Source organism: Kitasatospora sp. NPDC054939 (assembly GCF_053610105.1).
This window is the reverse complement of sequence record NZ_JBSGXP010000150.1, coordinates 1-21,158: the sequence shown is the minus strand read 5'-3', so window position 1 is coordinate 21,158 and position 21,158 is coordinate 1. Positions and strand designations below refer to the sequence as shown.

The 21,158-nt window shown below is 72.5% G+C and carries 19 protein-coding genes; 3 read left to right on the top strand and 16 right to left on the bottom strand.

The features are described 5' to 3' along the window. Positions 1-16: 16 nt before the first annotated feature. On the bottom strand, positions 17-673 hold the full coding sequence (locus tag ACWGB8_RS31400; RefSeq protein WP_452217009.1) for a hypothetical protein: 657 nt from the start codon (positions 671-673) through the stop codon (positions 17-19). 508 nt (positions 674-1,181) lie between these two features. Between ACWGB8_RS31400 and ACWGB8_RS31395 the strand changes: the two genes are divergently transcribed. Both ACWGB8_RS31395 and ACWGB8_RS31390 read left to right on the top strand, forming a co-directional pair. Beyond that, on the top strand, positions 1,182-1,523 hold the full coding sequence (locus tag ACWGB8_RS31395) for a hypothetical protein (protein ID WP_452217008.1): 342 nt from the start codon (positions 1,182-1,184) through the stop codon (positions 1,521-1,523). A gap of 46 nt (positions 1,524-1,569) precedes the next feature. Continuing rightward, positions 1,570-2,013: an SRPBCC family protein gene (locus tag ACWGB8_RS31390; protein ID WP_452217007.1), complete on the top strand. Its 444-nt coding sequence runs from the start codon at positions 1,570-1,572 to the stop codon at positions 2,011-2,013. A gap of 27 nt (positions 2,014-2,040) precedes the next feature. Here the strand turns inward: ACWGB8_RS31390 and ACWGB8_RS31385 are convergent, their stop codons facing one another. The 4 genes from ACWGB8_RS31385 to ACWGB8_RS31370 all read right to left on the bottom strand — a co-directional run bounded on the left by ACWGB8_RS31385 (position 2,041) and on the right by ACWGB8_RS31370 (position 7,085). Continuing rightward, complete coding sequence (locus ACWGB8_RS31385) at positions 2,041-2,448, bottom strand: ATP-binding protein (protein WP_452217006.1); 408 nt, start codon at positions 2,446-2,448, stop codon at positions 2,041-2,043. A gap of 521 nt (positions 2,449-2,969) precedes the next feature. After that, entirely contained in the window at positions 2,970-4,067 is a 1,098-nt protein-coding gene (locus tag ACWGB8_RS31380) for a baeRF3 domain-containing protein (protein WP_452217005.1), read from the bottom strand. A 123-nt stretch (positions 4,068-4,190) separates the two neighbouring features. Further along, positions 4,191-6,329, bottom strand: a complete 2,139-nt coding sequence (locus ACWGB8_RS31375; RefSeq protein WP_452217004.1) for a SpoIIE family protein phosphatase — start codon at positions 6,327-6,329, stop codon at positions 4,191-4,193. Positions 6,330-6,584: 255 nt separating this feature from the next. After that, on the bottom strand, positions 6,585-7,085 hold the full coding sequence (locus ACWGB8_RS31370) for an ATP-binding protein (RefSeq protein WP_452217003.1): 501 nt from the start codon (positions 7,083-7,085) through the stop codon (positions 6,585-6,587). Between the two features lie 203 nt (positions 7,086-7,288). Between ACWGB8_RS31370 and ACWGB8_RS31365 the strand changes: the two genes are divergently transcribed. Beyond that, the gene (locus ACWGB8_RS31365) at positions 7,289-8,638 is read left to right on the top strand and encodes a hypothetical protein (protein ID WP_452217002.1); all 1,350 of its coding nucleotides are present in this window, start codon (positions 7,289-7,291) and stop codon (positions 8,636-8,638) included. A 42-nt stretch (positions 8,639-8,680) separates the two neighbouring features. Here ACWGB8_RS31365 and ACWGB8_RS31360 read toward each other — a convergent pair whose 3' ends face one another. The 11 genes from ACWGB8_RS31360 to ACWGB8_RS31310 all read right to left on the bottom strand — a co-directional run. Next, positions 8,681-8,935, bottom strand: a complete 255-nt coding sequence (locus ACWGB8_RS31360) for a hypothetical protein (protein ID WP_452217001.1) — start codon at positions 8,933-8,935, stop codon at positions 8,681-8,683. Continuing rightward, complete coding sequence (locus ACWGB8_RS31355; protein ID WP_452217000.1) at positions 8,932-9,180, bottom strand: hypothetical protein; 249 nt, start codon at positions 9,178-9,180, stop codon at positions 8,932-8,934. The genes ACWGB8_RS31360 and ACWGB8_RS31355 overlap by 4 nt, the downstream gene beginning before the upstream one ends. Before the next feature lie 136 nt (positions 9,181-9,316). Beyond that, positions 9,317-9,724 (bottom strand): peptidase inhibitor family I36 protein, encoded by a 408-nt coding sequence (locus ACWGB8_RS31350; protein WP_452216999.1) that lies wholly within the window; start codon positions 9,722-9,724, stop codon positions 9,317-9,319. 64 nt (positions 9,725-9,788) lie between these two features. Continuing rightward, positions 9,789-10,343, bottom strand: a complete 555-nt coding sequence (locus ACWGB8_RS31345; RefSeq protein ID WP_452216998.1) for a GNAT family N-acetyltransferase — start codon at positions 10,341-10,343, stop codon at positions 9,789-9,791. A 151-nt stretch (positions 10,344-10,494) separates the two neighbouring features. Next, positions 10,495-10,704 (bottom strand): hypothetical protein, encoded by a 210-nt coding sequence (locus tag ACWGB8_RS31340; protein WP_452216997.1) that lies wholly within the window; start codon positions 10,702-10,704, stop codon positions 10,495-10,497. 419 nt (positions 10,705-11,123) lie between these two features. Beyond that, positions 11,124-12,734, bottom strand: a complete 1,611-nt coding sequence (locus ACWGB8_RS31335) for a hypothetical protein (RefSeq protein ID WP_452216996.1) — start codon at positions 12,732-12,734, stop codon at positions 11,124-11,126. Between the two features lie 23 nt (positions 12,735-12,757). Next, a complete protein-coding gene (locus ACWGB8_RS31330) occupies positions 12,758-13,258 on the bottom strand; it encodes a hypothetical protein (RefSeq protein ID WP_452216995.1) in 501 nt (166 codons plus the stop codon). Next, the gene (locus ACWGB8_RS31325) at positions 13,248-13,475 is read right to left on the bottom strand and encodes a hypothetical protein (RefSeq protein WP_452216994.1); all 228 of its coding nucleotides are present in this window, start codon (positions 13,473-13,475) and stop codon (positions 13,248-13,250) included. The genes ACWGB8_RS31330 and ACWGB8_RS31325 overlap by 11 nt, the downstream gene beginning before the upstream one ends. Before the next feature lie 457 nt (positions 13,476-13,932). After that, on the bottom strand, positions 13,933-15,741 hold the full coding sequence (locus ACWGB8_RS31320) for an alpha/beta fold hydrolase (protein ID WP_452216993.1): 1,809 nt from the start codon (positions 15,739-15,741) through the stop codon (positions 13,933-13,935). A 278-nt stretch (positions 15,742-16,019) separates the two neighbouring features. Continuing rightward, positions 16,020-18,563, bottom strand: coding sequence for a SpoIIE family protein phosphatase (locus ACWGB8_RS31315; protein WP_452216992.1), 2,544 nt, complete (start codon positions 18,561-18,563; stop codon positions 16,020-16,022). A gap of 31 nt (positions 18,564-18,594) precedes the next feature. Further along, on the bottom strand, positions 18,595-21,158 hold a 2,564-nt coding region (locus tag ACWGB8_RS31310; RefSeq protein WP_452216991.1), incomplete at its 5' end, for a response regulator.

The following is a 21,158-nucleotide window of genomic DNA, read 5'->3' as shown; positions in this document are numbered from 1 at the left end:
GGCCAACCCGGAGGTCCTACGGGACGATCGGGGTCAGGGTGAGCTTCGAGAAGTCGACGACCGGGCGGGCGATCTTGAAGCGGTACTCCAGGCTCACGTCGTCGATGAGGAACGGCGCGGTGTTGCCGCCTTCCTCCCAGTGCGTGAACTCCAGGCGGACCTTCTGGCCGGCGCTGGTGTAGAAGCGGTCCGGGAAGGTGACGGTGACCGGCTCGTAGCCGCCGCTGCCGCCGGCCGCGTTGTGACGGGTGTACAGCTCGGTCCGGGTGTTGTCCATGGTGACCGCGGTGACGACGAGTCGGTGCGGGGCGCCGACGTAGTCCGTCTTCATCCAGAACGACAGGACGGGCACCCGCAGGCCGGGGATGGTGATGTCCTGGGTGATCCGCTGGCCGGTCCGGCCGGGGGTGGCGTAGCCGCCGAGGGTGGCCTTCCAGGCGCCGGTGCGCGCCGGACGGTCGGGGTTGCTGTTGATCAGGCGGCCGTAGGCGCCGCGGACGTACCAGTCGTCGACGATCAGCTCGCCCCAGGCCTCGCTGTTGCCCGACTCGAAGCCGGGGTTGACGATGCCCTGGTTGGCGGCCGAGGCGGTCGGCGCGGCGAGGAACACCACGGCGGTGGCGAGGGCGGTGGCGCGGACGGCGAGGCGTGCCGGACGCGAGGTCTTGCTCACTAGTTCTCCTGTAGCCGGACTGCCCGTGACCGACACCCGGCGGCGGCCGTCCGATCCGGGCCGCGGCCTGCGGGTCGTTCGACGGCGCGCCGATCTCGCCGGGGGCGGGCGGCAGTTCGTCCCTGACGGGACCTCATGACGGTGTGCGCGGCGGGCGGCGCAGGCAGCGGCCGTCCCGGGCGCGTGCACACTCTAGCGATTGTTACCGACGGGTTCGCGCGCTTCGGGGCGCCCTGTCGAGGCCTGCGCCGGCGGTCGTCTGCGGCGATGGGGTGGTTCGGGTACGACGGCCGTTCGATTCGTGCACCGCGCTTCCGCGGCGAGGCCGCGCCCGGCCCGGCCGGGGTGAGCGCATACGCGGCGTCGGTCACCCGATTGCACCAGCGCCGTCCGCGGCGCCGCCACCCCGGGGACGCGCGCGACGTGGCGGGCCGGCGGCGGTCGGAGCCGGGTCGGGGCCGCGCGGCGGGGCGGGCGCCACCGGCGGGCCGGTCGTAGCGTCGCGGGTATGGCAACCGAAGACGACACCATGCTGGTGGGGGTCCGATCGGCGGACGAGGTGTTCGCCGCGCTGGAGGAGGCGAACGGCCGCCGCAGACCGTGGACGGGCTACGAGCACGGCCTGCTGGGCGCGTACCGCTGGGCCGTGGGTGCGCAGATCGGCGCGCCCGTGACCGCCGCCGCAGCCGTGGGCGCCATCGGCCCCTGCCGGGCGCAGCTCCTCGCCGAGTGCCAGGCCGCGGGGGCCCAGCTCGGCGCGGGCGCCGTCCGGGCGGTGGACGTCGACCTCGCGCTGGGCGCCTACTCGGCGCTGGCCTGGGTCTGCGGCCACCACGACGACCGGCCCTGAGCCGCCGAAGGCGCGGCATCGGCCACCGACGACGAGGAGACGAGAGATGTCCGGCGAGTTCGAGGCGATCGTGGAGGTCGACCGGCCTGCGGAGGAGGTGTTCGCCTACCTGGCCGACGGGCGCCACGATCCCGAGTTCAGCCCCAGGGTCCTGGAGATCACCAAGGCGCCCGAGGGCCGCACGGCGGTCGGCACGGTGTTCCGCAGCACGGTGAAGGACGCCGGGATGAAGACGGAGCGCACGTTCCGCATCACCCGGCTGGAGGAGCCGCGCACGATCCGCTGGAGTGAGCAGAGCAAGAACCTGATCACCGCGGACGGCGGCTACGACGTCGAACCGCTCCCCGGCGGCCGGGCCCGCGTCCGCATCTTCAACGAGCTGCACGGGCACGGCGTCGGCCGGATCCTGCTCAAGCCCGCCCTGTACGCCGCCCGCAAGGACGCGCCGGACTTCGGCCGCCGGATCAAGGCCGCGGTCGAACGGGTTTGAGCCGGTAGGGCCGCGGTCCCCCGGCCGTCACGCCGAGGGGACGACGGCCCACACGGTCTTGCCGCCGACCCGCGGGGTCACGCCCCAGTCGGTGGCCAGGCGGTCGACGATGTGCAGTCCGTGGCCGCCCGGCCGGTGCGGGCGGTAGGGCCGGACCACGGGGCGGCGCGGGCTGGCGTCGGTCACCGCCACGGTGAGCCGTTCGTCGACGAGGTCGAGGTCCAGGTCCAGTCGGAGCGGGCCGGGCGTGTGCTCGTACGCGTTGGTCAGCAGTTCGCACGCCACCAGCAGGGCGTCACCGGTCAGCCGGTGGTCCAGTGGTGCCGTGTCCGTGCGGGCGGCCAGCGCGCGGCGCACGAACGCCATTCCGTGCTGCGCTCCGGGACCGTCGGTCGGGGCGAGCAGCAGGTGCCAGTGACGGGATGCGCCGTCCATGAATCCGCCCCCCTTCCGGGTACCGGTGTGCTGTCTGCACGGAGCGTCTGTCCCGCCCCGGCCCGGGCTAACGGTGCGCGCGGCTTTCGTTTCCCGGACGGCGCCGCGGGCCGGGCTTCGTCCACGGGGCTGCGGGCGGACGCCCTGCGGGCCACCGTTGAAGTGGAACAGCCTGCCCCGTCCGGGGCGGCGGCCACGTGAGAGGAGCCAGGTGATGACGGCGGAGCTCCGCGTGACCGAGTGCCCGGACCGGCCCGAGGTGTGCCTGCTGGTCCTGGACGGCGAGGCCCACATGGACACCGCCGGGACCCTGGCCGAGGTCCTCGACAAGGCGTTCGCCCGCGAACCCGCCCCGGAGCGGCTCGTCCTCGACTGCACCGGGCTCGCCTTCTGCGCCTCGGCCGGCCTCAACGAGTTCCTCCGTGCCCGCCGGACCCCGGGTGGCGGCCGTCGTCGGGGCCCGCCGGAACCCACTCCGGCGGGCCCCGAAGACGGGGAGCGCGGTCCGTACGGGAACGCGGTCAGTAGCGTAGGGCGGCGGCGACGCGGCCGGTGTCGGGGAGGGTTCCGTCGGGGACGAAGCTGACCTGGCCGCCGGTGTCGAGGATGCGCTCGATCACTTCGTCGACGATGTCCTCGCGGGCGCCGGGTTCGTCGGCTCCGGCGGGCACGAGGTGGTCGCCGTCGTCGCGGACGGTGGTGCGGAAGTGTTCCTCGACCACCAGGCGGGCGACCCGGCCGGCGGAGGCGGCCTGCCAGATCTCGTCCAGGCCGGCGGCGTACTCCTGGCGGCTGCGGGCCTGGTCGAGCTGGGTGAGGGCCTCCTTGACCTCGCGCTCGGCGTAGGCGCGGACGGCGGGTTCGACGACGCGGCGGACGGTGTCGGCGTCGGCCCGGGCGAGGCCGCCGTGCGGGATCTGGGCGGTGGCCGCCTTGGCGATCGGGCCGACGGAGTCCAGCAGCGCGAGGGCGGCGGCCTCGCCGACGACGTAGAGCGGGCGGGGGGCGGCGGCGAGGATCGCGCCGATCGCGGTGTCGGCCTGCCGCAGGAAGGTCTTGGTGTCCTCGTCGTTGAAGGTGCTGGGCGTGTCGCCGATGCGCTCCTGCCGCTCGGGGTCGGGGTTGTCGAAGCTGCGGACGAGCGGGAAGCCGTGGTCGGTGACCTCGGCGACCCGCTCGTGGTTGCCGCCCCAGAGCGCGACCCGGTCGGCGGCGACGGCGAGCACCCAGTGCGGGCGTTCGGCGGCCTGGGCGGCGACCAGGTTGCGGGTGAGGAAGGTGTCGGAGATGACGACCCGGGCGGGGCTGGTGCGTCCGAGTGACCAGACCTGGTGCTCGCCGGGCGCGGCGAGGATCGCCAGGCCGTCCTCGGCGTGGACCAGGTCGACCTCGGCGGCGGCGCGTTCGAGCTGCTGCAGGACGTCGATCTGGTCGGCCCGGGAGACCCCGGGGTCGGCCTGGATCTTCTCCTTCGCCTCGGCCAGCAGGTTGCGCAGTCGCACCGGGTCCTGCGCGTTGTCCGGCTCCCGGCGGTGGGTGGTCATGACGACGGACACCGCGGGGTAGGGCCGGGGGCGGCGCAGTTCGGCGAGGACGGCGGGGCTGAGCGTGGGGTGCATGGGCAGCCTTTCCGAAGGCGGCTCGGCCTTCTGTGCGTGGTCGTGCGAAGCCTGGCACCGCCCAGGGGTGTCCGCAATTGCGCGGATTTGCCCATACTCGCCCCCGGCTCCGGGGCATCGCGTTCAGACCGCCGTGCGCAGCAGGAGCAGGGCGATGTCGTCGGTGTGGTGGCCGGTGGGGCTGGCGTGCCGGACGGTGCCGTCGGCGACGGTGTCGAGGTCGGTGCTGCCGGTGCCGGTGAGGGCGAGGTGGGCGGCCAGGGCGCGGGTGTTGTCCTCGGTGTCGGTCCCCGGGTGCTCGACGAGGCCGTCGGTGTAGAGGACGAGCAGGGCGCCGGGCGGGAGCGGGAAGGTGGTGACGGGGTAGTGGGCGTCGGTGTCGACGCCCAGGAGGGGGCCGGACTCCAGGTCGAGGGTGCCGGTGTGCCCGTCGGGGCGGCGCAGCAGCGGGGGTGCGTGGCCGGCGGAGGCGAGTTCGACGGTGCCGCGGGCGAGGTCGAGGCGGGCGTAGAGGCAGGAGGCGAGCAGGTCGGTGCCGAGTTCGGCGAGCAGGTGGTTGGTACGCGCGAGGACCTGGCCGGGCGGGGTGTCGGTGGCGGCGTGGGCGTGGACGGACGTGCGGATCTGGCCCATGATCGCGGCGGCGGGGGCGTTGTGGCCCTGGACGTCGCCGATGACGCTGGCCGCGCAGTGGTCGCCGAGCCGGATGAGGTCGTAGAAGTCGCCGCCGACCTCGGCGCCGTAGGTGGCGGGCAGGTAGCGGGCCACCGCGGTGAGGCCGGGGACGGGCGGCAGGCCGTGGGGGAGCAGGGCGTGCTGGAGGTCGCGGGCGAGGGCGTGCTGCACGTCGTAGAGGTGGGCCCGTTCGACGGCCTGGGCGATCAGTCCGGCGAGCGAGGTCAGGACGGCGCGCTCGTCGGAGGTGAAGGCGTGCGGGTGGTCGTAGGAGATGATGCAGCAGCCGACCGGGCGGGCGGAGACGGTCAGCGGCAGGAACGCCCAGGCCTGCTTGCCGCTGATGGGGGCGGCGTCCGGGTAGCGCAGGGCGATCGCCTCGGGGTTCTCGAAGAACAGCGGGGTGCCGTCGGCGAGGACCTGCCCGGCCGGGGTGAGGACGGTGTCCAGCGGCAGGCCGTCCAGGGCGCGGATGACGGCCGACGGGTAGCCGTGGTGGCCGGTGATCCGCAGCCGCCCGGCGTCCGCGACGGACAGCACCAGGCCCTGCGCGCCGAAGGCGGGCAGCACCTGCCCGGCCACCAGCTCCACCACGTCGCGGACGCCGACGACCTCGGTCAGCGCGGCGGCGAGGTGGGCGACCTGGTAGAGGCGGCCGGTGACGCCGGGCATCGGCGGGCCCGGGGCGGCGAGCACGGGCGGTTCGGCGGCGGGCGAGGAGGCGGAGGTGATGCGCACGCTGATGCCGTCGGCGTCGGCGAAGAAGCGCACCCGCAGCCAGCTGCCGTCCGGGTGCCGGACGATGCAGCCGGCCGGCTCGCGGCTGATGACCGCCCGGCGGCACTGCTCCTCCAGCGCGGGGTTCTCCAGCCACGACAGGACCTGCCAGGGCCGTCGCCCGTACAGGTCGTCCGGGCGGGCGCCGAGCAGGCGGGCCGCGCCGGTCGACAGGAAGGTGGTGCGCCCGTTCAGGTCGAGGGCCATGCTGGCGCCGGGCAGGCGGTCCGCGAAGCCGGCCGCGCCGGGTGCGGAGCGTCCCGCGGTGCCGTCGGTGTTCACGGGCGGGGCGTCGGGGGGCGTGCGGGGCGGGCCGTCGCGGTCCAGGGCTGCGGCCAGGGTGCGGGCGCAGGTGGCGACCCGGTCGAGTTCGCCGGGCAGGGCCTCGCTCGGGTGCCCGGCCGGCCACAGCACCACGAGGCCGCCGTACCGGGTGCGGCCCTCGATGGGGACGGCGGCGAGCGCGAAGCGGTACGGCAGGACGGCGGCGACCCGCGGGAAGCGGCGCGCCATGTCCTCCTGGCCGCCCACCCACACCGGGGACCCGTCCCGCACCGCGCGGGCGACCGGCACCGGCGACTCCATCGGTATCGCCCGCCAGGGCGCCAGCAGGTCGGACGGCAGCCCGTACACCCAGGCCAGCCGCAGTACGGCGCCGTCGGTGCGGCCGTCCGTGCGGCCGTCGGCGGCGTCCGGGTCGGCGGGCAGCAGGTAGACGAGGCCGGCCGAGGCGCCGGTCCTCCGTACGAGGTCCTTCACGGCCGCACCCAGCACGGCCGCCTGCCCTGGTGGCTCGGTGGGCTCGGTCACGGCAACCTCCGGCCGACGCGATGCTGGTCCGTCGCGGCCCCCCGTCGCCTTCCACAGTAGCGGTCGGGGCGCCGACGGTCGGTGGGTCGACCGGCCCGGCTTCCCCGGCCGCCCGGCCGGGGTTTCGTCCGGTGCCCGCGCGGCCACGGAGGGTGAAGCGGCCTGCCGACGGAGGGTGAAGCCCCCTGCCGGAGGAGGGTGAAGCCCCCTACCGGCGGAGGCTGAAGCCGCCCGCCGACCGGGCTGCGCGGCGACTCAGGCCGCGCTCACCCGCAGATCCGCCCAGACGACCTTGCCGGAGCGCGCCTCCACGCACCCCCACCGGTCGGCGAGGTGCTGCACGATCTGCAGGCCGCGGCCGGCGGTGCCGGTGTCGCCGCCGGGCTCGTCCGGCCGGCAGACCGGCAGCCTGTGGTCGCGGTCGCGCACGGCGATCCGCAGCACGTCCCCGTGCAGTTGGAGGATCAGCCCGAGCCGGTCGCAGCCGGTGTGCCGGTGGACGTTGCCGACCAGCTCGGAGACGACGAGTTCGGCGCTGTCCGCGACCCGGTCGGCGCCCCACGCCAGGAGCGTCCGCCCGACCAGCCGGCGCGCTTCGCCCGCGCTCTCCGGCCAGTTGGGCAGGCTCTGGGCCAGCAGGCGTCGCGCCGTGGAGGGCAGCCCGGCGGCCGGCGGTCGCGTCGGCGGACCGTGGACGGCCGCGGCGACAGCACCGGGTGCCGTCGAGCGTGAGAACGTTCGGTAGTCGCTGGACATGCCTCACTCGCTCGGGTGGAAGGACAGGGGGCGACCGCGGCGTGATTCCCGGCACGCCGGACGGGGAAGGGATGATGGGCCCGCCCTTCGGCGGAAGTCCTCCTTGTGCTGACGTTCATTCAACTGCCGGACGCGATGGGCAGGTACCGGTCATGCTGCTGCGCAGTGTGAACGCCGTGAACGCGGGTGGACGGAGGCAACGGATGGCTGCCAAGACGCCGAACCAGGCCCTGGCCGGGCTGCTCACCGAGGCGCAGTGGACCAGGACCCAGCTGGCCCGGGCCGTGAACCGGGCCGGCCACGAGATCGGACTCGACCTGCGCTACGACCACTCGGCGGTCTCGCACTGGGTCCGCGGGACCCGGCCGGCGGACGCGGTGCGGCCCGTCGTCTGCGCAGTCCTCACCCGCCGGCTCGGACGGACGGTAACGTCGGCGCAGGCGGGATTCGCCCGCCCCGACGACGATGTCCTGCACCCGAGTTCGGGTGACGTCGTGTCGAACGTCGTGGACCTCGGGAGGGCCGACATGGACCCATCGCGGCGCAGCGTACTGAAGACCGGCCTGTACTCGGCAGCCCTCGGGGTGCCCGCGTTCACCGACCTCGCCGAGCGCGTGGACGCCGGCAGCCCGGGAGCGGCGGGCCGCACGGTCCGGGTGGGCGCGGGCGAGGTCGAGACCGTCCGGACCATGACCGCACGGATCGCGGTCATCCTGGACGAACTCGGCGCCGGCCACGCCCGGCCGATGGCCGCCGCGTTCCTGACCAACACCGTCGGGACGTACCTGAAGGCCGAATCCACCCCCGCCGTACGGGCCGACATGCTGTCCGCCGCCTCCGACCTCGTCTACCTCACCGGCTGGATGGCGATGTACGAGATCGAGCACGGCCTCGGCCAGAGCTACTACCACCGCGCCCTCGAACTCGCGGCCGCCGCCGGCGACCACGTCACGTACTGCCGGACCCTGCGCGGGATGGCCCTGCAGGCCGCCAACCTCAAGTACGCCCGCAAGGCGCTCGACCTGGCCGACGCCGCCGCCGAGGCGGCCCCCAGCTCCGGCCCCCGGCTGCGCGCCTTCCTCGCCGGACAACAGGCCCACGGCGCGGCCCTGGTGGGCGACCGGGTGATGGCCTTCGCGCGGCTGCGCGAGACCGAGGACGCCCTGTCGAAGGCCAACGGGCGCAACGACCACGTCGGCGGCTACGACGATTCGGCCTACCACTTCCACGTCTCCAGCGTCCTCTACGCCCTCGGCGACGTGCCCGGCTCCATCAGTGCGATGCAGCGCTCCCAGCGGCTGCGCCCCCCGGTCGAGAAGCAGGGCCGCGCCCACGCCAACGGGCTGCTGGCGCAACGGCAGTTGGAGGTCGGCCACGTCGAGCGCGCCGCCGCGACCTGGCACGCCTTCCTGGACGACTACGAGACGCTGTCCTCGGCCCGCGCCGACGACCACTTCCGGCAGATGCTGTCCGGCATCCGCCCGTACACGGGCAACACCAGGGTCCGGGAGCTGAACGAGCGGGCGCGGACCCTGGTGGCGACGAAGGCGTGACGGCCGGGCGGCGCCGCCGCGGCGGCCGGGAACGACCGCGGTTCAGATCACGGCGACGGCGAAGACCCACAGGTGCGGGGGCTCGGGCAGCACCGCGCAGTGCAGGATCACCCGGTCCACAGTGATCACCCGGACCGTGCTGTCGAGGTCGTAGCGGTCGGCCGCCGGCCAGGACCACGGGTCGGCCTCGGCCTGTTCCAGTGCCGCGCGCAGGCTCTTGCGGAGGTCCGGGTCCAGCTCGCGGATCGCCGGACCGACCTCGCGGGCGAACCGGGCCGGGAACCGGGCTCCGGTCACGCGCCGAACACCTCGTCCATGCCCAGGGCGCCGTCCTCGCTGCGCCCGGCGGCCTTCCACTGGCGGTAGGCCGCGGCGGCCAACGCGTCGGCGCGCGCCCTGCGTTCGGCCTCGCTGCCGGCCGCCGCAGCCTGATCGGCCGTCAGGACACGCGCCACGTAGGCGCTGACGCTCAGCCCGGCCTCGGCGGCGGCTGCGCGGACCGCCTCCTCCAGTTGCTCGGGTAGCTCGACCATGGTGGACACCCCACCACGATAGCGAGCCCGGGCCTCCGGCGGAGGGGGCTTGTCGACGCACGGCACCGGGAGGGGGCGCGCGCCCGGCTCCCGGCCGCCGGTGCCACCGCGGCCCGCTCGCACGGGAATCGGCCGACCGGACCGCTCAGCCGTCCTCGCCGGGAGGGGTGCCGCAGCTCGGGCCGCCCCGGCCGTCGAAGCCGACCGAGCTGAAGAAGTCGCGGTACGCGGGGAAGAAGTCGCCCTTCCCCGTCGGGCCCGAGGAGGTGACGGCCGTGCAGCCGGAGTAGCGGGCGTCGGACCACAGGTGGATCGTCGACGGGGTGCGGTTCCAGTCCGACTCCGCCCGGTCGTCCATCCCGAGCGCGCCGAGGTCCGGCGTGTTCCCGCTCAGCGCGACCATGTCGCCGCTGCCGTCGAGGCCGGAGAACAGGCAGTACCGGCCGACCGGACAGCGGTCGTAGCCGTCCGCCGCGTGAACTGCGGGCGCCGGCACCGCCGTCCAGCCGACGGCGAACACCGGAACGAGCAGCAACCGCAGGGCACGCTTCATCGGCCGACACTCCTTGGCGGCGGAACCGGCGGCGGCTCCGATCGAGAACGCAGGGTCGCCCTGCTCAACGACCCCCCGGCACGGGGGCAACGGCCGTCGGGTGCTGATGCCGCCGGTCAGCGCAGCTCCATGCGCCAGACCCGGCATCTGATGCTTCCGCGCGCCAGCGGATAGTCGCACTCGCCGGAGGCCGTGAAACCCAGGCCCCAGCAGAGCGGGTTGAGGCCGGATTGGCGAGCGCGCTGAAAGCGACCACCGTGCGGTGGACCCCCTCGGCCCGGACGTTCCCGAGGGCGGTGCGCATCGCCCCGGCGGCGACGCCCCGCCGCTGGAACTTGGGAAGGACGTTGCAGCCGACGGCGAGGACCTGCTCGCCCTCCCAGGGCTGCTCCGCGAGGCCGACCGTGCCCGTCGGCGCGGACCCGGGAAGGACGGAGATGCGGAACACGCCCATCGAGCCCGTCGCGGCCATGGCGAGATAGGCCCGGTGGCGTTGGAGAACCCGTGCGGCGGATTCCTGCTCGCCGGTGTGCCTGCGCATTTCCGGAGAATTGAGCCGGTGCAGCAGGGGAAGGTCGGCTGCCGTCCAGCGGGAGAGTTTCACTGCCGGCGTGTTCACGCAGATTCCCTGATCGGGGCAGGGCGGTCCGGAGGATTATCGGACGCCGCCTTGAAAATCTCCTTGAGCAGTTCCACCGCGGCCGAGCCGGCTCCCTTCTTGCCCGCCAATGTGGCGGCCCTGCTGGGCGATTCCCCCTCGATGAGCGCGATCACCGCGAGGTCGCGGCCGGTGTCGCGATCTTCACCCCGTGCTGGGACAGGTAGCCCGTGACCGCGGGGAGGGCGTGTGAGACACCGGCGGCGACCCCCATTCCCACGGCCGCGGCGACGGCGGCGACCGCGACCTCGGTCCCGATCCCGATGTCGCTGTCCTCGTTGTAGTACCGTCCGCCCGGAAGGTAGATGTCGGCAGGATCCACCGTGCTCGCCCCCTTCGCTCCAAGGAAATGACGCGCCGTCAGAGTAGCTTCGTCGCGCCGATTCCATAAGGCGTTTCGGGGCTACTCGAAAGCGCATTCCAGTGAGGCGTACGAACGAATTGCCGTACCCTTCGGCGACAACCGGGCGCCCGGCCGGGCGCCGGCGCTATCGCGATCCGTCAGGTTGATCACGTGGTGCCGAGGGTGGTGGGCTGTCCGGCGCGGGCGCTGGGGCGTCCGTGCCGGTGCGGTCCGGCCGCGATGTTGTCGTGGCCGGGCGGTCGGACGGTCATCGACCTGATCGATCATCAACTCGGACCGTCGCGAGGCTACGGGTCCCACGCGGCCCTGCTTGAAGGGGATCTCCCCATCGCTCCTGCGCCGATGATCTCGGGGCCGCAACGACACGCCGTCGGCGATCAGGGAGCCGGACGACGCGGGAGATCGATGATCTGCTGTCGCATCCGGCAACCCTCCGACGGCAGGTCGTCCACCCGCGTGACCTCCTCGCAGGCACGCCGACGCGGGCCGCATGGCAGATTCGCGCCCAGCCCGACCGTCAGCGGGCAGCGCACCGGACCTCCTTCGAAGAACAACCGGGCACCATCCTGATCGATGCGCCTCTTGACGGCCTCCTGGAGGAAAGGCCAGGGGTTCCCTGTGGGCGTGTCAGTCGTCGGCTTGTCCCAGTCGGGGCCGGCGAGGTATTCGCGCATGACCTCCTCGGCCTGCCGGTTCACTTCCTCGGGGGTGAGCTCTCGTACTGACGAGAAGAATGGAACCGCCGCCAGACCCTTGGGGGTCTCGCGAACGATCGGCAATCCAGTCGCCGTGTGGATGGCGAGCAGGTCCCCCAGGTAGAGGTCAGCGCCGTGGTCGTTTCGGAATTTCAACGACGCCTGGTCCAGTCGGTTGAGCAAGTGATATCTACCATCGCCGGCACCATCGGCAGTAAGGGTCAGCCACTGGTCGGTGGTCTCGCGGATGGAATAGAAGCTCTTCGGCCACAGGGTGCGGTACCGCGCGGACCGATCATTCGGATCACGAACGCCCTCGTGCATCGCGTTGACGAGAGCGGAAAGGTGGGCATCGGTTGGGCCGTAGAAGTCATCCGGATCGGCCACAGAGTGCTTCCCCTTGGCCATCTCAAGAGCGGTAAGCAACGAGAGCATCAGGAATCGGAACGGTGGGTGGATGTCTTCCATGGCGGCGGTGTCGTTATTGAAGGAGGCGCGCATCTCCAGCGGATCCGGCGGAGTGTGCAGCGCATAATCAAGGAGAAAGATGGTGAGCGGATAGAGCTCGCCCCTCGGAATCCTCGTCGCTACGCCTGCCGATGCCGGCCGAACCGTGATTCCCATCCGGTCAAGGAGATGGGTGATGATGTGCAGCGCCTTTCCGTACGTTGCAGGCAGTGCGGCTACCCGGAACGACCCGGATGCCGAATCGGCAGCCTTCGGGTCAACCTGATTCGGCTGCAACCGCATCAGCTTCTCAAGTTGCCATTCTGCTGCCATGGCAGCCTGAGCCTCTAGCAGGTCATGCGTCGTCAGCGTCCAGGCTTCGCCGGGGAACCACTGGCGCAGGTTCGGCGCGTCGTCCGCCTCGGCGTCCAGGAGGCCTGCCGTCACGCCGCTGCCGTGCAGGAAGTTCTCCGCCTGGTCGCGCGCGTAGCTCGCGTACACGGCATTGCCGAAGGCCGAGCCGTCGGTTGTGTATGCCGACGGCGGCACCTCGGGCCGATGCCAGGGCGGCGTACCCCCGATGCCCCGGGCCTCGCCGACGACCTGCCCGACCGCTGTTGCGACCTCGTCCTTGACCTGATCGAGCCAGAGGAGAAATCCGCACGTTCGGCTCTGTATGAGGTGAACGTGCTCGTGCATTCCGGTGACGAGGCCGATCGCCGCGCCGACATCCCGGACGCGACTGCTCTCGGCCTGTCCAAGAAACCGATCTGCATGAGCCACCCTGACAAAGAAGTGGTAGTCGCCAGGGTAGTGATATCCCAGGGTGGTGCCTCGTTGCGTCATATGGGCCTCAGAGCGTCGTGCGGCTACTGGCTTGTCAGCACGTCGGCAACGGCGATGACAATCGGTACCAGCGCCGCGACCTCCGCCGTCAGCGCCGCCACGAGGACCATCGCCTTGAGCGAGTTCGTGCTCCGGGCGCTTGCGTACAGAGCGATCCGGGTGGACGAGACCATGAGTTCGGCATTGTCCGAGGTATCCGCCCAGAGATCGGTGCACACCTGAGCGAGCGAGCTAGGCTTCACCGTCTTGTAGAAGAACGGAACGTTGGCGAGTATGCCCAGGACGGCAGCGATCACGAAGAGCACCCCACCGGCCAGGAGCGGAGCGTGAGCCGAATCCGGGAACACGAACGTCGTGCTCTTCGCGATCACGGCCACGAGCCCGAGTAGCAGACTGGCGAGCACCCCCGAGGTCGTGACCACGGCGATTCCGCGAGCTTCCAGTGAGGCCTTTCGGGCTTCTTCGGTCGCCAGCAGATCCGAAATGAAATCCAGGTAGGTGGTGCTCCCTCGATCATTGGTCACTGCCGTCGCGAGTTTCTCTTGAGTGGCTGTCCTTGGCATTCTGATCGAAGCGCTGCAGCAGCTCTTCCAGATCTGGGCTGACCGGGACCTCAAGCCTCAGCACCTTTTCGAGCTCGAAGCCTCTGCGCCGTGCAGCAGTGGCCTCGTCGGTATCCGGTGGGCTGCTGCCCTGTTCGGCTTGCGGTTCCTCGGGGGTCGTCTCATCGTTGTCAGGCATTGAATCCACCTGGATTTGAGTCGTTGGAAGCAAGGGCGCCAGTAGTGGCTTCAAGCTTCGCAACAGTCCATGGGAGATTTCCGCGGGCCGCTCGGCACGCCGCAGGTCGTGGGGAATTCGGCGGACCAGGAAGGGGGTGTTGCGGCCGACCGGTGCTGTCTAGGCGTCCGGACTCACACAGGGCAACAGAAGATGGCGCCGGTTCCAGGCTAAGGCCCGGTCCAGTGGCAGTCGAGCCGGGCTGGAGCGGTTACCCCTGCTCGTCGGCCCGTCGCCGACCGGAGCGACACCCGCGCCGAACGCCGCCGCCCAGGTGTGCCGGATCGAGCAGCGGACCTGCAACGACGTGGCCCCGGCCGCCCCCGGCGCCCGCTGACGCCCTACGGCGCGTGGCCGCGACGCGAAGCCGGCCGGTCCGAGGGAGCCCTCGGACCGGCCGGCCGTCGGCGTACCGGGATCAGCCGAGCGGCAGTTCCAGGCCGGCGTCCGAACCGCCGGGGGCGCCGATGGTGATGGTGCTGCCGTCGGTGCCGTCGAAGGAGTAGAGCTTGTCGCGGCTGTTGACGACCAGGGCCAGCCGGTGCCCGGTCGGGAGGTCGTACGAGGCGGGCTGGAGCTGCCAGCTGAGGGTGCCGTTCGCGTCCCGCGGCAGGCCCTTGGCGGTGTAGGGCTCGTGCGTGATGATCCGCGCGGTGCCGTCCGGGGCGACGTCGAAGAGGTAGGCCACCAGCGTGGTGGTCTCGGAGGTGCTGCCCACGCCGAGGCGCACCGTCGCGGCCCCGCGGATGCGGCGGGCCGTGCCGTCCTGGCCGGTCAGCGGGTCGGTCGACCAGACCAGCAGCTGGGAGCGCTCGAACTTCGCGAGTTCGTACCGCTTCGGGTTGCCGAACCACTCCTGCTGCCCGGTCGTCAGGAGCTCGCCCACGGCGGTGGCCTCGGTCTCGCTGCCGGCCGTGAACTCCCGCGACCAGCCGGTGGTCGGCTTCTCGGTCAGCGCGCCGTCACCGGTGCCCGCGGTGCCGGTGAGGTGCCAGCTCTCGCTGCCGGTCGTGAAGTCGTCCCAGGTCGCGTGCGGTTCGCGGTGGGCGGGCACGGTGATCAGGTTGGTGCCGCCGGGGATGGTGATGGTCCGGTAGGTGAACATCGACTGGGCGTTCACCTGCGTCCAGTTCGGCACCTGGTTGTCGAGGCCCAGCAGGTGGTGGTCCAGCCAGTCGTAGGCCTCCTGCATCGGCACCCGCAGCCCGGGGAAGGGCAGGCCGCTCAGCAGTCCGGCGAGGCCGGGGCCCTCGGGGGCGCCGTGGTCGCCGATCCACAGGTTCAGCCGCTTGGGCACGGTGAGCGCGTTGAACGTGTCGATCACCGGGGCGACCGGGAACAGCGTCTCGTGCCAGGTGTTGGAGACGAAGGTCGGGATGCCGCGCGCGTTGGTCTCGTCCAGGTAGGCCTGCGGGGAGCGCTCGGTGCCCCAGGCCACCACGTCGTCCATGTTCCGGCCGTTGAGGAAGTCGTCGAGCAGCTGCCGGGTCTCGGGGTCGAACTTGTCCTCCGGCTTGCCGCCGGTGAAGGCGATCAGCGCCCGGACGGCCGCCTCGTGCCGGGTGCCGTTGTTGTAGAGGCTGGTGGCCAGGTTCCCCCAGGTGCTCAGCGCGACCACGGCGGAGACCCGGTTCGCCGGGTCGTGCGCGGCGACCAGCTGGCTGATCCCGGAGCCGTACGACTCGCCGAGGAAGCCGATGGGGACATCGCCGAACTGCGCCTGGGCGTAGTCGATGACGGTGGAGCCGTCGGACCAGTCGTTGGGGCCGGCGACGTCGACGAAGCCCTCCGAGGTCGAGGGCAGTCGGGGATCGCCGATACCGCGCGGGGTGTAGGCCAGCACGTGGTAGCCGCGCCGTGCGAGGGTCAGGTACGCGTACACGAAGGGCAGCCAGCCGAGCGGGCTCCAGCCGGCGGGAACGATCACCACCGGGTGCGGCTTCCCGTCGTTGAGCTTGACGGACAGCGCCGACAGCCGGATCCCGTCCGTGGCGGTGATGCGGGGGAAGTCGACGGTGGCGGTCCGCCGGACCTCGGCCACCAGCTCGGCCAGCTCCGGCGGGAGCGAGGCGCCGGACTCGCCCTGCAGGGCCGCGACCAGGGTCGTCGCCAGATCGACGACGGACTGGTTGATGTCGAGGCCGGAGGCCCAGATGCCGTTGGTGGCGATGTCGGTGAGCGTCGCGTCCGTGATCGACGGGATCGCGTTTCCCTCATTGGCAGTCATGCGAACTGTCCTTCCATGGCACGTAAGGAGCAACTGGCCGGGTACCGAACCGACGGAACGGGGTGCCCGCGCCGTCGGAGCGGGTCGCCGACACCCAGCACCATGGTTACGTCTGGCGCGCAGGAAGTGACGCCACGTCAGAGAAGTCGCCCGAACCAGTGAATTCGCGGCGATTCTTGTCGGTGGACGTACATGATGAGGTAGGCGCGACGAACCGCGCAGGTGGCGGCAATTCCGGTGCGGCGCAGAGGCCGTGGCTCCTATCGATCAACCCAGGGCTACCGCACCGCCACGCCGACCAGGCAGGTGTCGTCGTCGGTGTCGGCGCTGCTGTAGCGGAGCAGGTGGTCGAGGTGTTCCTCCAGGCCGTCCGCCGGGGCGCAGGCCGGGGCGGGGCCGATCCGTTCGGTGAGCCGCACCAGGCTGGTCAGGGACGCTTCCAGGGACTCGTCGCGGCGTTCGATCAGGCCGTCGGTGTACATCACCAGGGTGTCGCCGGGTTCGAGGACGATCTCGCCCTCCTCGTAGTCGGCCTGGTCGAGTGCGCCGAGCAGGATGCCGCCGACCTGCGGCAGGGTCGCGGCGTGCCCGGCGCGCAACAGGACGGGCGGCGGATGGCCGGCGCGGGCCCAGCGCAGCCGGCGGGTCCCGTTCTCGTAGAGGGCGCAGACGGCGGTGGCGGTGACGTTGTCGGTGAGGTGATGGGTGACGCTGTTGAGCCAGCCCAGCAGTTGGGCCGGTCCGGCGCCGGTGGCGGCCAGGCCGCGCAGGGCGTTGCGCAGGGCGACCATGCCGGTGGCGGCCTCGATGCCGTGCCCGGCGACGTCGCCCACGCACAGCAGGACGTCGCCGGACGGCAGGGTGAGGGCGTCGTACCAGTCGCCGCCGACCAGGTGGTCCTTCTCGGCGGGCCGGTAGCGGACGGCGACGCGCAGGTCGTGCAGGTCGAGCGGGCCGCGGGTGGGCGGCATGATGGCGTGCTGGAGCTGGAGGGCGAGGCGGCTGCGTTCGGCGGCCTGCTGCTCGGTCTGGGCGAGTTGGTCGCGGGTGGCGGCGAGGGCGACCTCGGTCCAGTGCTGGGCCGAGATGTCCTGGTAGGCGCCGCGGACGGTGCTGAGGCCGGTCTCGGGGTCGCGGACGGGTTCGGCGACGACCCGGATGTGCCGGGTGACGCCGTCGGCCCGGCGCAGGCGGAACGAGGTGGAGGCCGGGCGCTGGTGGTGCAGCAGGGTGCGCAGGAACCGGCCGATGGCGTGCCGGTCGTCGGGGTGGGCGTGTTCGGTGAGCTGGTCGAGGGCGATGGGCTGGGCGGTGGTGGGCAGTCCGTGCAGCTCGAACAGGGTGTCGTTCCAGGCGATCTGGCGGGTCAGCAGATTCTCCTCGAACCCGCCGATCCGGCCCAGCCGTTGGGCGTGCTGCAGCAGTCGGGCGATCCGGGTGGTGCCGTCGTCGACCCGCCAGACGAGGGCCACGTGGCGGCCGTGCCGGCTGATGCTGACCTGGGCGGAGGTGACCAGCGGTACCCCGTCGACGAGGGCGGCGAGCCGCATGTCCTGGGTGCGGAAGGGTTCGCCGGTGGCGAAGACGTGCTCGATCTTCTCGGCGAGGCCGCCCGGTTCGGCGGCCAGCGGGTAGGCCTCCAGCAGGGCGGTGCCGGAGATGACGCTGGTCGGGCGGCCGGCGAAGTCGACGAAGGCCGGGTTGAGGTGGCGGATCACGAAGCGGGGCGGGAAGTCGTCGCTGCCGGGTGCCGTCCGCAGGATCATGCAGGGGTCGAGCAGGCCGTCGGTGAGCTGCCGCAGTTCGCCGAACTGCCCGTCGGCGCCGTCCGCCGCGCCGGGCTCCTGTCCGGTCCAGGATTCGAGGGTGGCCGCTGCCAGTTCCGCGAGCGCCTCGAACTGCCGCTGAAGCGGCTGGGACTGTTCGGGCAGGGCGTCGTGCCAGCAGATCTCCAGGACGCCGATGAGCCGGCCGCCGACACCCGCCGGGACGGCCAGCCGGCCGCCGCGGACCTCGTGCTGTCCGATGGAGGGCAGCGAGGCCTCGGTGAGCGTCGGGTAGCCGACGGCGGTGCGTTCGTCGAGGGCGCGGCGGGCCGGGGTCGGGACGCCCGGGGGGACGTGCCGCCAGCGGCGGGCCTCCTCCTCGTGGAAGCCGGCGCTGCCCGCCAGCGACAGGGAGAGGTCGGGGTGGGCGGCCCACACCGCGACGGCGGCGGCGCCGAGCGGGCGCAGGGCGTGGTCGAGCATGGAGCGCGCCGCGGCTGCCGCGTCGCCGCTGGCCAGGGTGTCCGCCTCGGTGCTCCGCAGCCGCAGGGCGACCGGACCGGTGCCGGGCGGGTCGGTGCGCACCTGTTCGGCGAAGGGCGCCGCGGTGCCGGCGACGAAGTCCCGGGCGAGTCCGGAGATCTTGTCCGCGGCGGCCTGGTTGACCAGGTCGGCGGCCAGTTCCAGGACGGTCGTCCCGGCCTGGTCGGACAGGCTCTCCAACTGCTTGGCCGCCTCGGTGGGCCCGCACCGCAGGCGTTCGACCAGCACGCCGACGCCCATCTCGACGACGGCCCGGCCCGCGGCATGGGCCTGGGCCTGTTCGAGCTCCAGCCGCAGCCGCTCCACGGTCGAGGCGAGCCGGCCGACCGCGGTCGCCTCGGGCCCGCGGTCGGGGTCCGGGTTTCCCGACTCCGCCTGCACGTCCGCCGGGTCCGCGCCCGCCGCGACCTCCGCCGCCCTACCGCCCCGCTGCGCCCCGACCCTCGGGGTGCCGGCGGACGGCGTCGGCGTGGTGCGGCCGGTGGTGGCGGGCGGGTTCTGTGCGTCGTGCACGGCGGGGGCTCCTCTCGGTCGGGCGGCCGGCTCAGGCGGTGGGCTGCCGGGTGAGGTGGCGCCTGACCTGGCCGATCAGTTCACCGGCGTCGACGGGCTTGGTGATGTAGTCGGTGGCGCCCGAGGCGAGGCTCTTCTCCCGGTCGCCGATCATGGCCTTGGCGGTGACGGCGATGATCGGCAGTTCCTCGTGGTCGGGCATGGCGCGGATGGCGGCGGTGGCGGTGTAGCCGTCCATCTCCGGCATCATCACGTCCATCAGGATCACGTCGATCCCGGGGTGGGCGGCGAGTGCTTCGAGGGCCGCGCGCCCGTTCTCCGCCTGGAGCACCCGCATGCCGTGCAGTTCCAGGATGCTGGTGATCGCGTAGAGGTTGCGGTCGTCGTCGTCGACGACCAGCGCGGTGCGGCCGGCGAGGCCGGGTCCGATCCCGGGGTCCCAGGAGGGGCTGCGCTCGGCGGTGCGGGCGGGCGGCAGGAGGTCGCCGGGGCGGTCGGCGCTCATGTGCAGGGCGATGCGCTCGCGCAGTTCGTCGAGGCTGGAGATGAGTTCCCGCGGACGGCCGCCGCGCCCGTGCACCGCGTGGTCCTCGCCCGAGGGGAGGGCCCGGCTGCTGTGGGCCAGCACCGGGACGGCCTGCAGGGCCGGGTCGCGTTCCATCTCCTCCAGGAGGCCGGCCGCCGCGCCGCCGGGCAGGTCGAGTTCCAGGACGACGCAGTGGCACGAGGTGGTGGCCAGGACGGTGGCGGCGTCCTGTGCCCCGACCGCGGTGACGATCTCGACCCGGCGCTGTTCGCCGGCGTAGCGGGCCAGGTCGGCGACGGCGTTCTCGGCGACGAGGGACAGCAGGCCGTTGGGGCGGCCCTCGACGACGAGCAGGCGGCGCGGGCGGGCGGCGGCGGTGCGGGTGCGGGGGTCGCGGGGTTCCTTGGTGCGTTCCCGGTCCGCGGGCGGTTCGGCGGTGGTGCCGCCGTCGACGGCCCGGGGCGCCCCGGTGGTGGCGGCCTGGGCGGGGTCGGTCCGGGCGGACGGCAGGTAGAGCGTGAAGGTGCTGCCGCGGCCGAGGGTGCTGTCGACGGTGATCGCGCCGCCGAGCAGGTAGGCGATCTCGCGGCTGATGGACAGGCCGAGTCCCGTTCCGCCGTACTTGCGGCTGGTGGTGCCGTCGGCCTGCTGGAAGGCGCCGAAGACGCTCTCCACGTGCTGGGGGGCGATGCCGATGCCGGTGTCGGTCACCCGGAAGGCGAGGACCGGGCCGTCGCGCCGGACGCCGTCGGGGAGTTCGGTCTCGGCGGCGGGTTCGATCCGCAGGTCGACCCGGCCCTGCTCGGTGAACTTGACGGCGTTGGAGATCAGGTTGCGCAGCACCTGGCGCAGCCGGTAGTCGTCGGTGACGAGTTCGGCCGCGACGCCCTTGACCGTCTGTACGGTGAAGGTGAGGTTCTTCTGGCTGGTCATCGGCCGGAAGGTGGCGTCCACGTAGTCGAGCAGGGACCGCAGCGGGACCGTTTCGAGGTTGAGGTCCATCTTGCCGGCCTCGACCTTGGAGAGGTCGAGGATGTCGTTGATGAGCTGGAGGAGGTCGGAGCCGGCGGAGTGGATGATCCCGGCGTACTCGACCTGCTTGGCCGTCAGGTTCCGGGTGGGGTTCTGGGCGAGCAGTTGGGCGAGGATGAGCAGGCTGTTGAGCGGGGTGCGCAGTTCGTGGCTCATGTTGGCCAGGAACTCGGACTTGTACGTGGAGGCGAGCGAGAGCTGGTGGGCGCGTTCCTCCAGTTCCTGCCGGGCCTGTTCGATCTCCAGGTTCTTGGTCTCGATGTCGCGGTTCTGGGCGGCGAGGAGTTCCGCCTTCTCCTCCAGTTCGGCGTTGGAGGCCTGCAACTCCTCCTGTCGGGACTGCAGTTCCTCGGAGCGGGTCTGGAGTTCGGTGGTGAGCCGCTGGGACTCGCCGAGCAGTTCGTCGGTGCGGGCGTTGGCGATGATGGTGTTGACGTTGACGCCGATGGTTTCCAGGAGCTGGTCGAGGAAGTCCCGGTGGATCGGGGTGAACGGGCGGACGGAGGCCAGTTCGATGACGCCGAGGACCTGGTCCTCGACGGTGATCGGCAGCACCACCAGGGAGAGCGACTCGGTGCGGCCGAGGCCGGAGGCGGCGGCCAGGTAGCCGGGCGGGAGGGCGTCGACGGCGATGGTGCGGCGGCTGCGCGCGGCCTGGCCGACGAAGGACTCGCCGAGGTGGAAGCGGGTGGGGCGCTCGCCGTCGGGGAAGGCGTAGGAGCCGACCAGTTGGAGGACCGTCCCGGTGGGGCCCTCCTCGGCGAGGTAGAAGGCGCCGCACTGGGCGGCGACCAGCGGGACGAGTTCGTCCAGGACGGATCCGGCGACGACCGCGAGGTCGCGGCGGCCCTGGGTGAGGGCGGAGAAGCGGGCGAGGTTGGTCTTCAGCCAGTCCTGGTCCTCGTTGGCGCGGGTGGTCTCGCGCAGGGACTCCACCATGAAGTTGATGTTGTCCTTGAGGTCGGCGACCTCGCCGGAGGCGTCGACGGTGATGGAGCGGGTGAGGTCGCCGGCGGCGACGGCGCTGGTGACCTCGG

Coding starts and splice junctions, on each gene's coding strand:
- ACWGB8_RS31395 (WP_452217008.1), top strand. CDS start 1,182: ATGGCAACCGAAGACGACACCATGCTGGTGGGGGTCCGATCGGCGGAC.
- ACWGB8_RS31390 (WP_452217007.1), top strand. CDS start 1,570: ATGTCCGGCGAGTTCGAGGCGATCGTGGAGGTCGACCGGCCTGCGGAG.
- ACWGB8_RS31385 (WP_452217006.1), bottom strand. CDS start 2,448: ATGGACGGCGCATCCCGTCACTGGCACCTGCTGCTCGCCCCGACCGAC.
- ACWGB8_RS31380 (WP_452217005.1), bottom strand. CDS start 4,067: ATGCACCCCACGCTCAGCCCCGCCGTCCTCGCCGAACTGCGCCGCCCC.
- ACWGB8_RS31370 (WP_452217003.1), bottom strand. CDS start 7,085: ATGTCCAGCGACTACCGAACGTTCTCACGCTCGACGGCACCCGGTGCT.
- ACWGB8_RS31365 (WP_452217002.1), top strand. CDS start 7,289: ATGGCTGCCAAGACGCCGAACCAGGCCCTGGCCGGGCTGCTCACCGAG.
- ACWGB8_RS31350 (WP_452216999.1), bottom strand. CDS start 9,724: ATGAAGCGTGCCCTGCGGTTGCTGCTCGTTCCGGTGTTCGCCGTCGGC.
- ACWGB8_RS31335 (WP_452216996.1), bottom strand. CDS start 12,734: ATGACGCAACGAGGCACCACCCTGGGATATCACTACCCTGGCGACTAC.
- ACWGB8_RS31325 (WP_452216994.1), bottom strand. CDS start 13,475: ATGCCTGACAACGATGAGACGACCCCCGAGGAACCGCAAGCCGAACAG.
- ACWGB8_RS31320 (WP_452216993.1), bottom strand. CDS start 15,741: ATGACTGCCAATGAGGGAAACGCGATCCCGTCGATCACGGACGCGACG.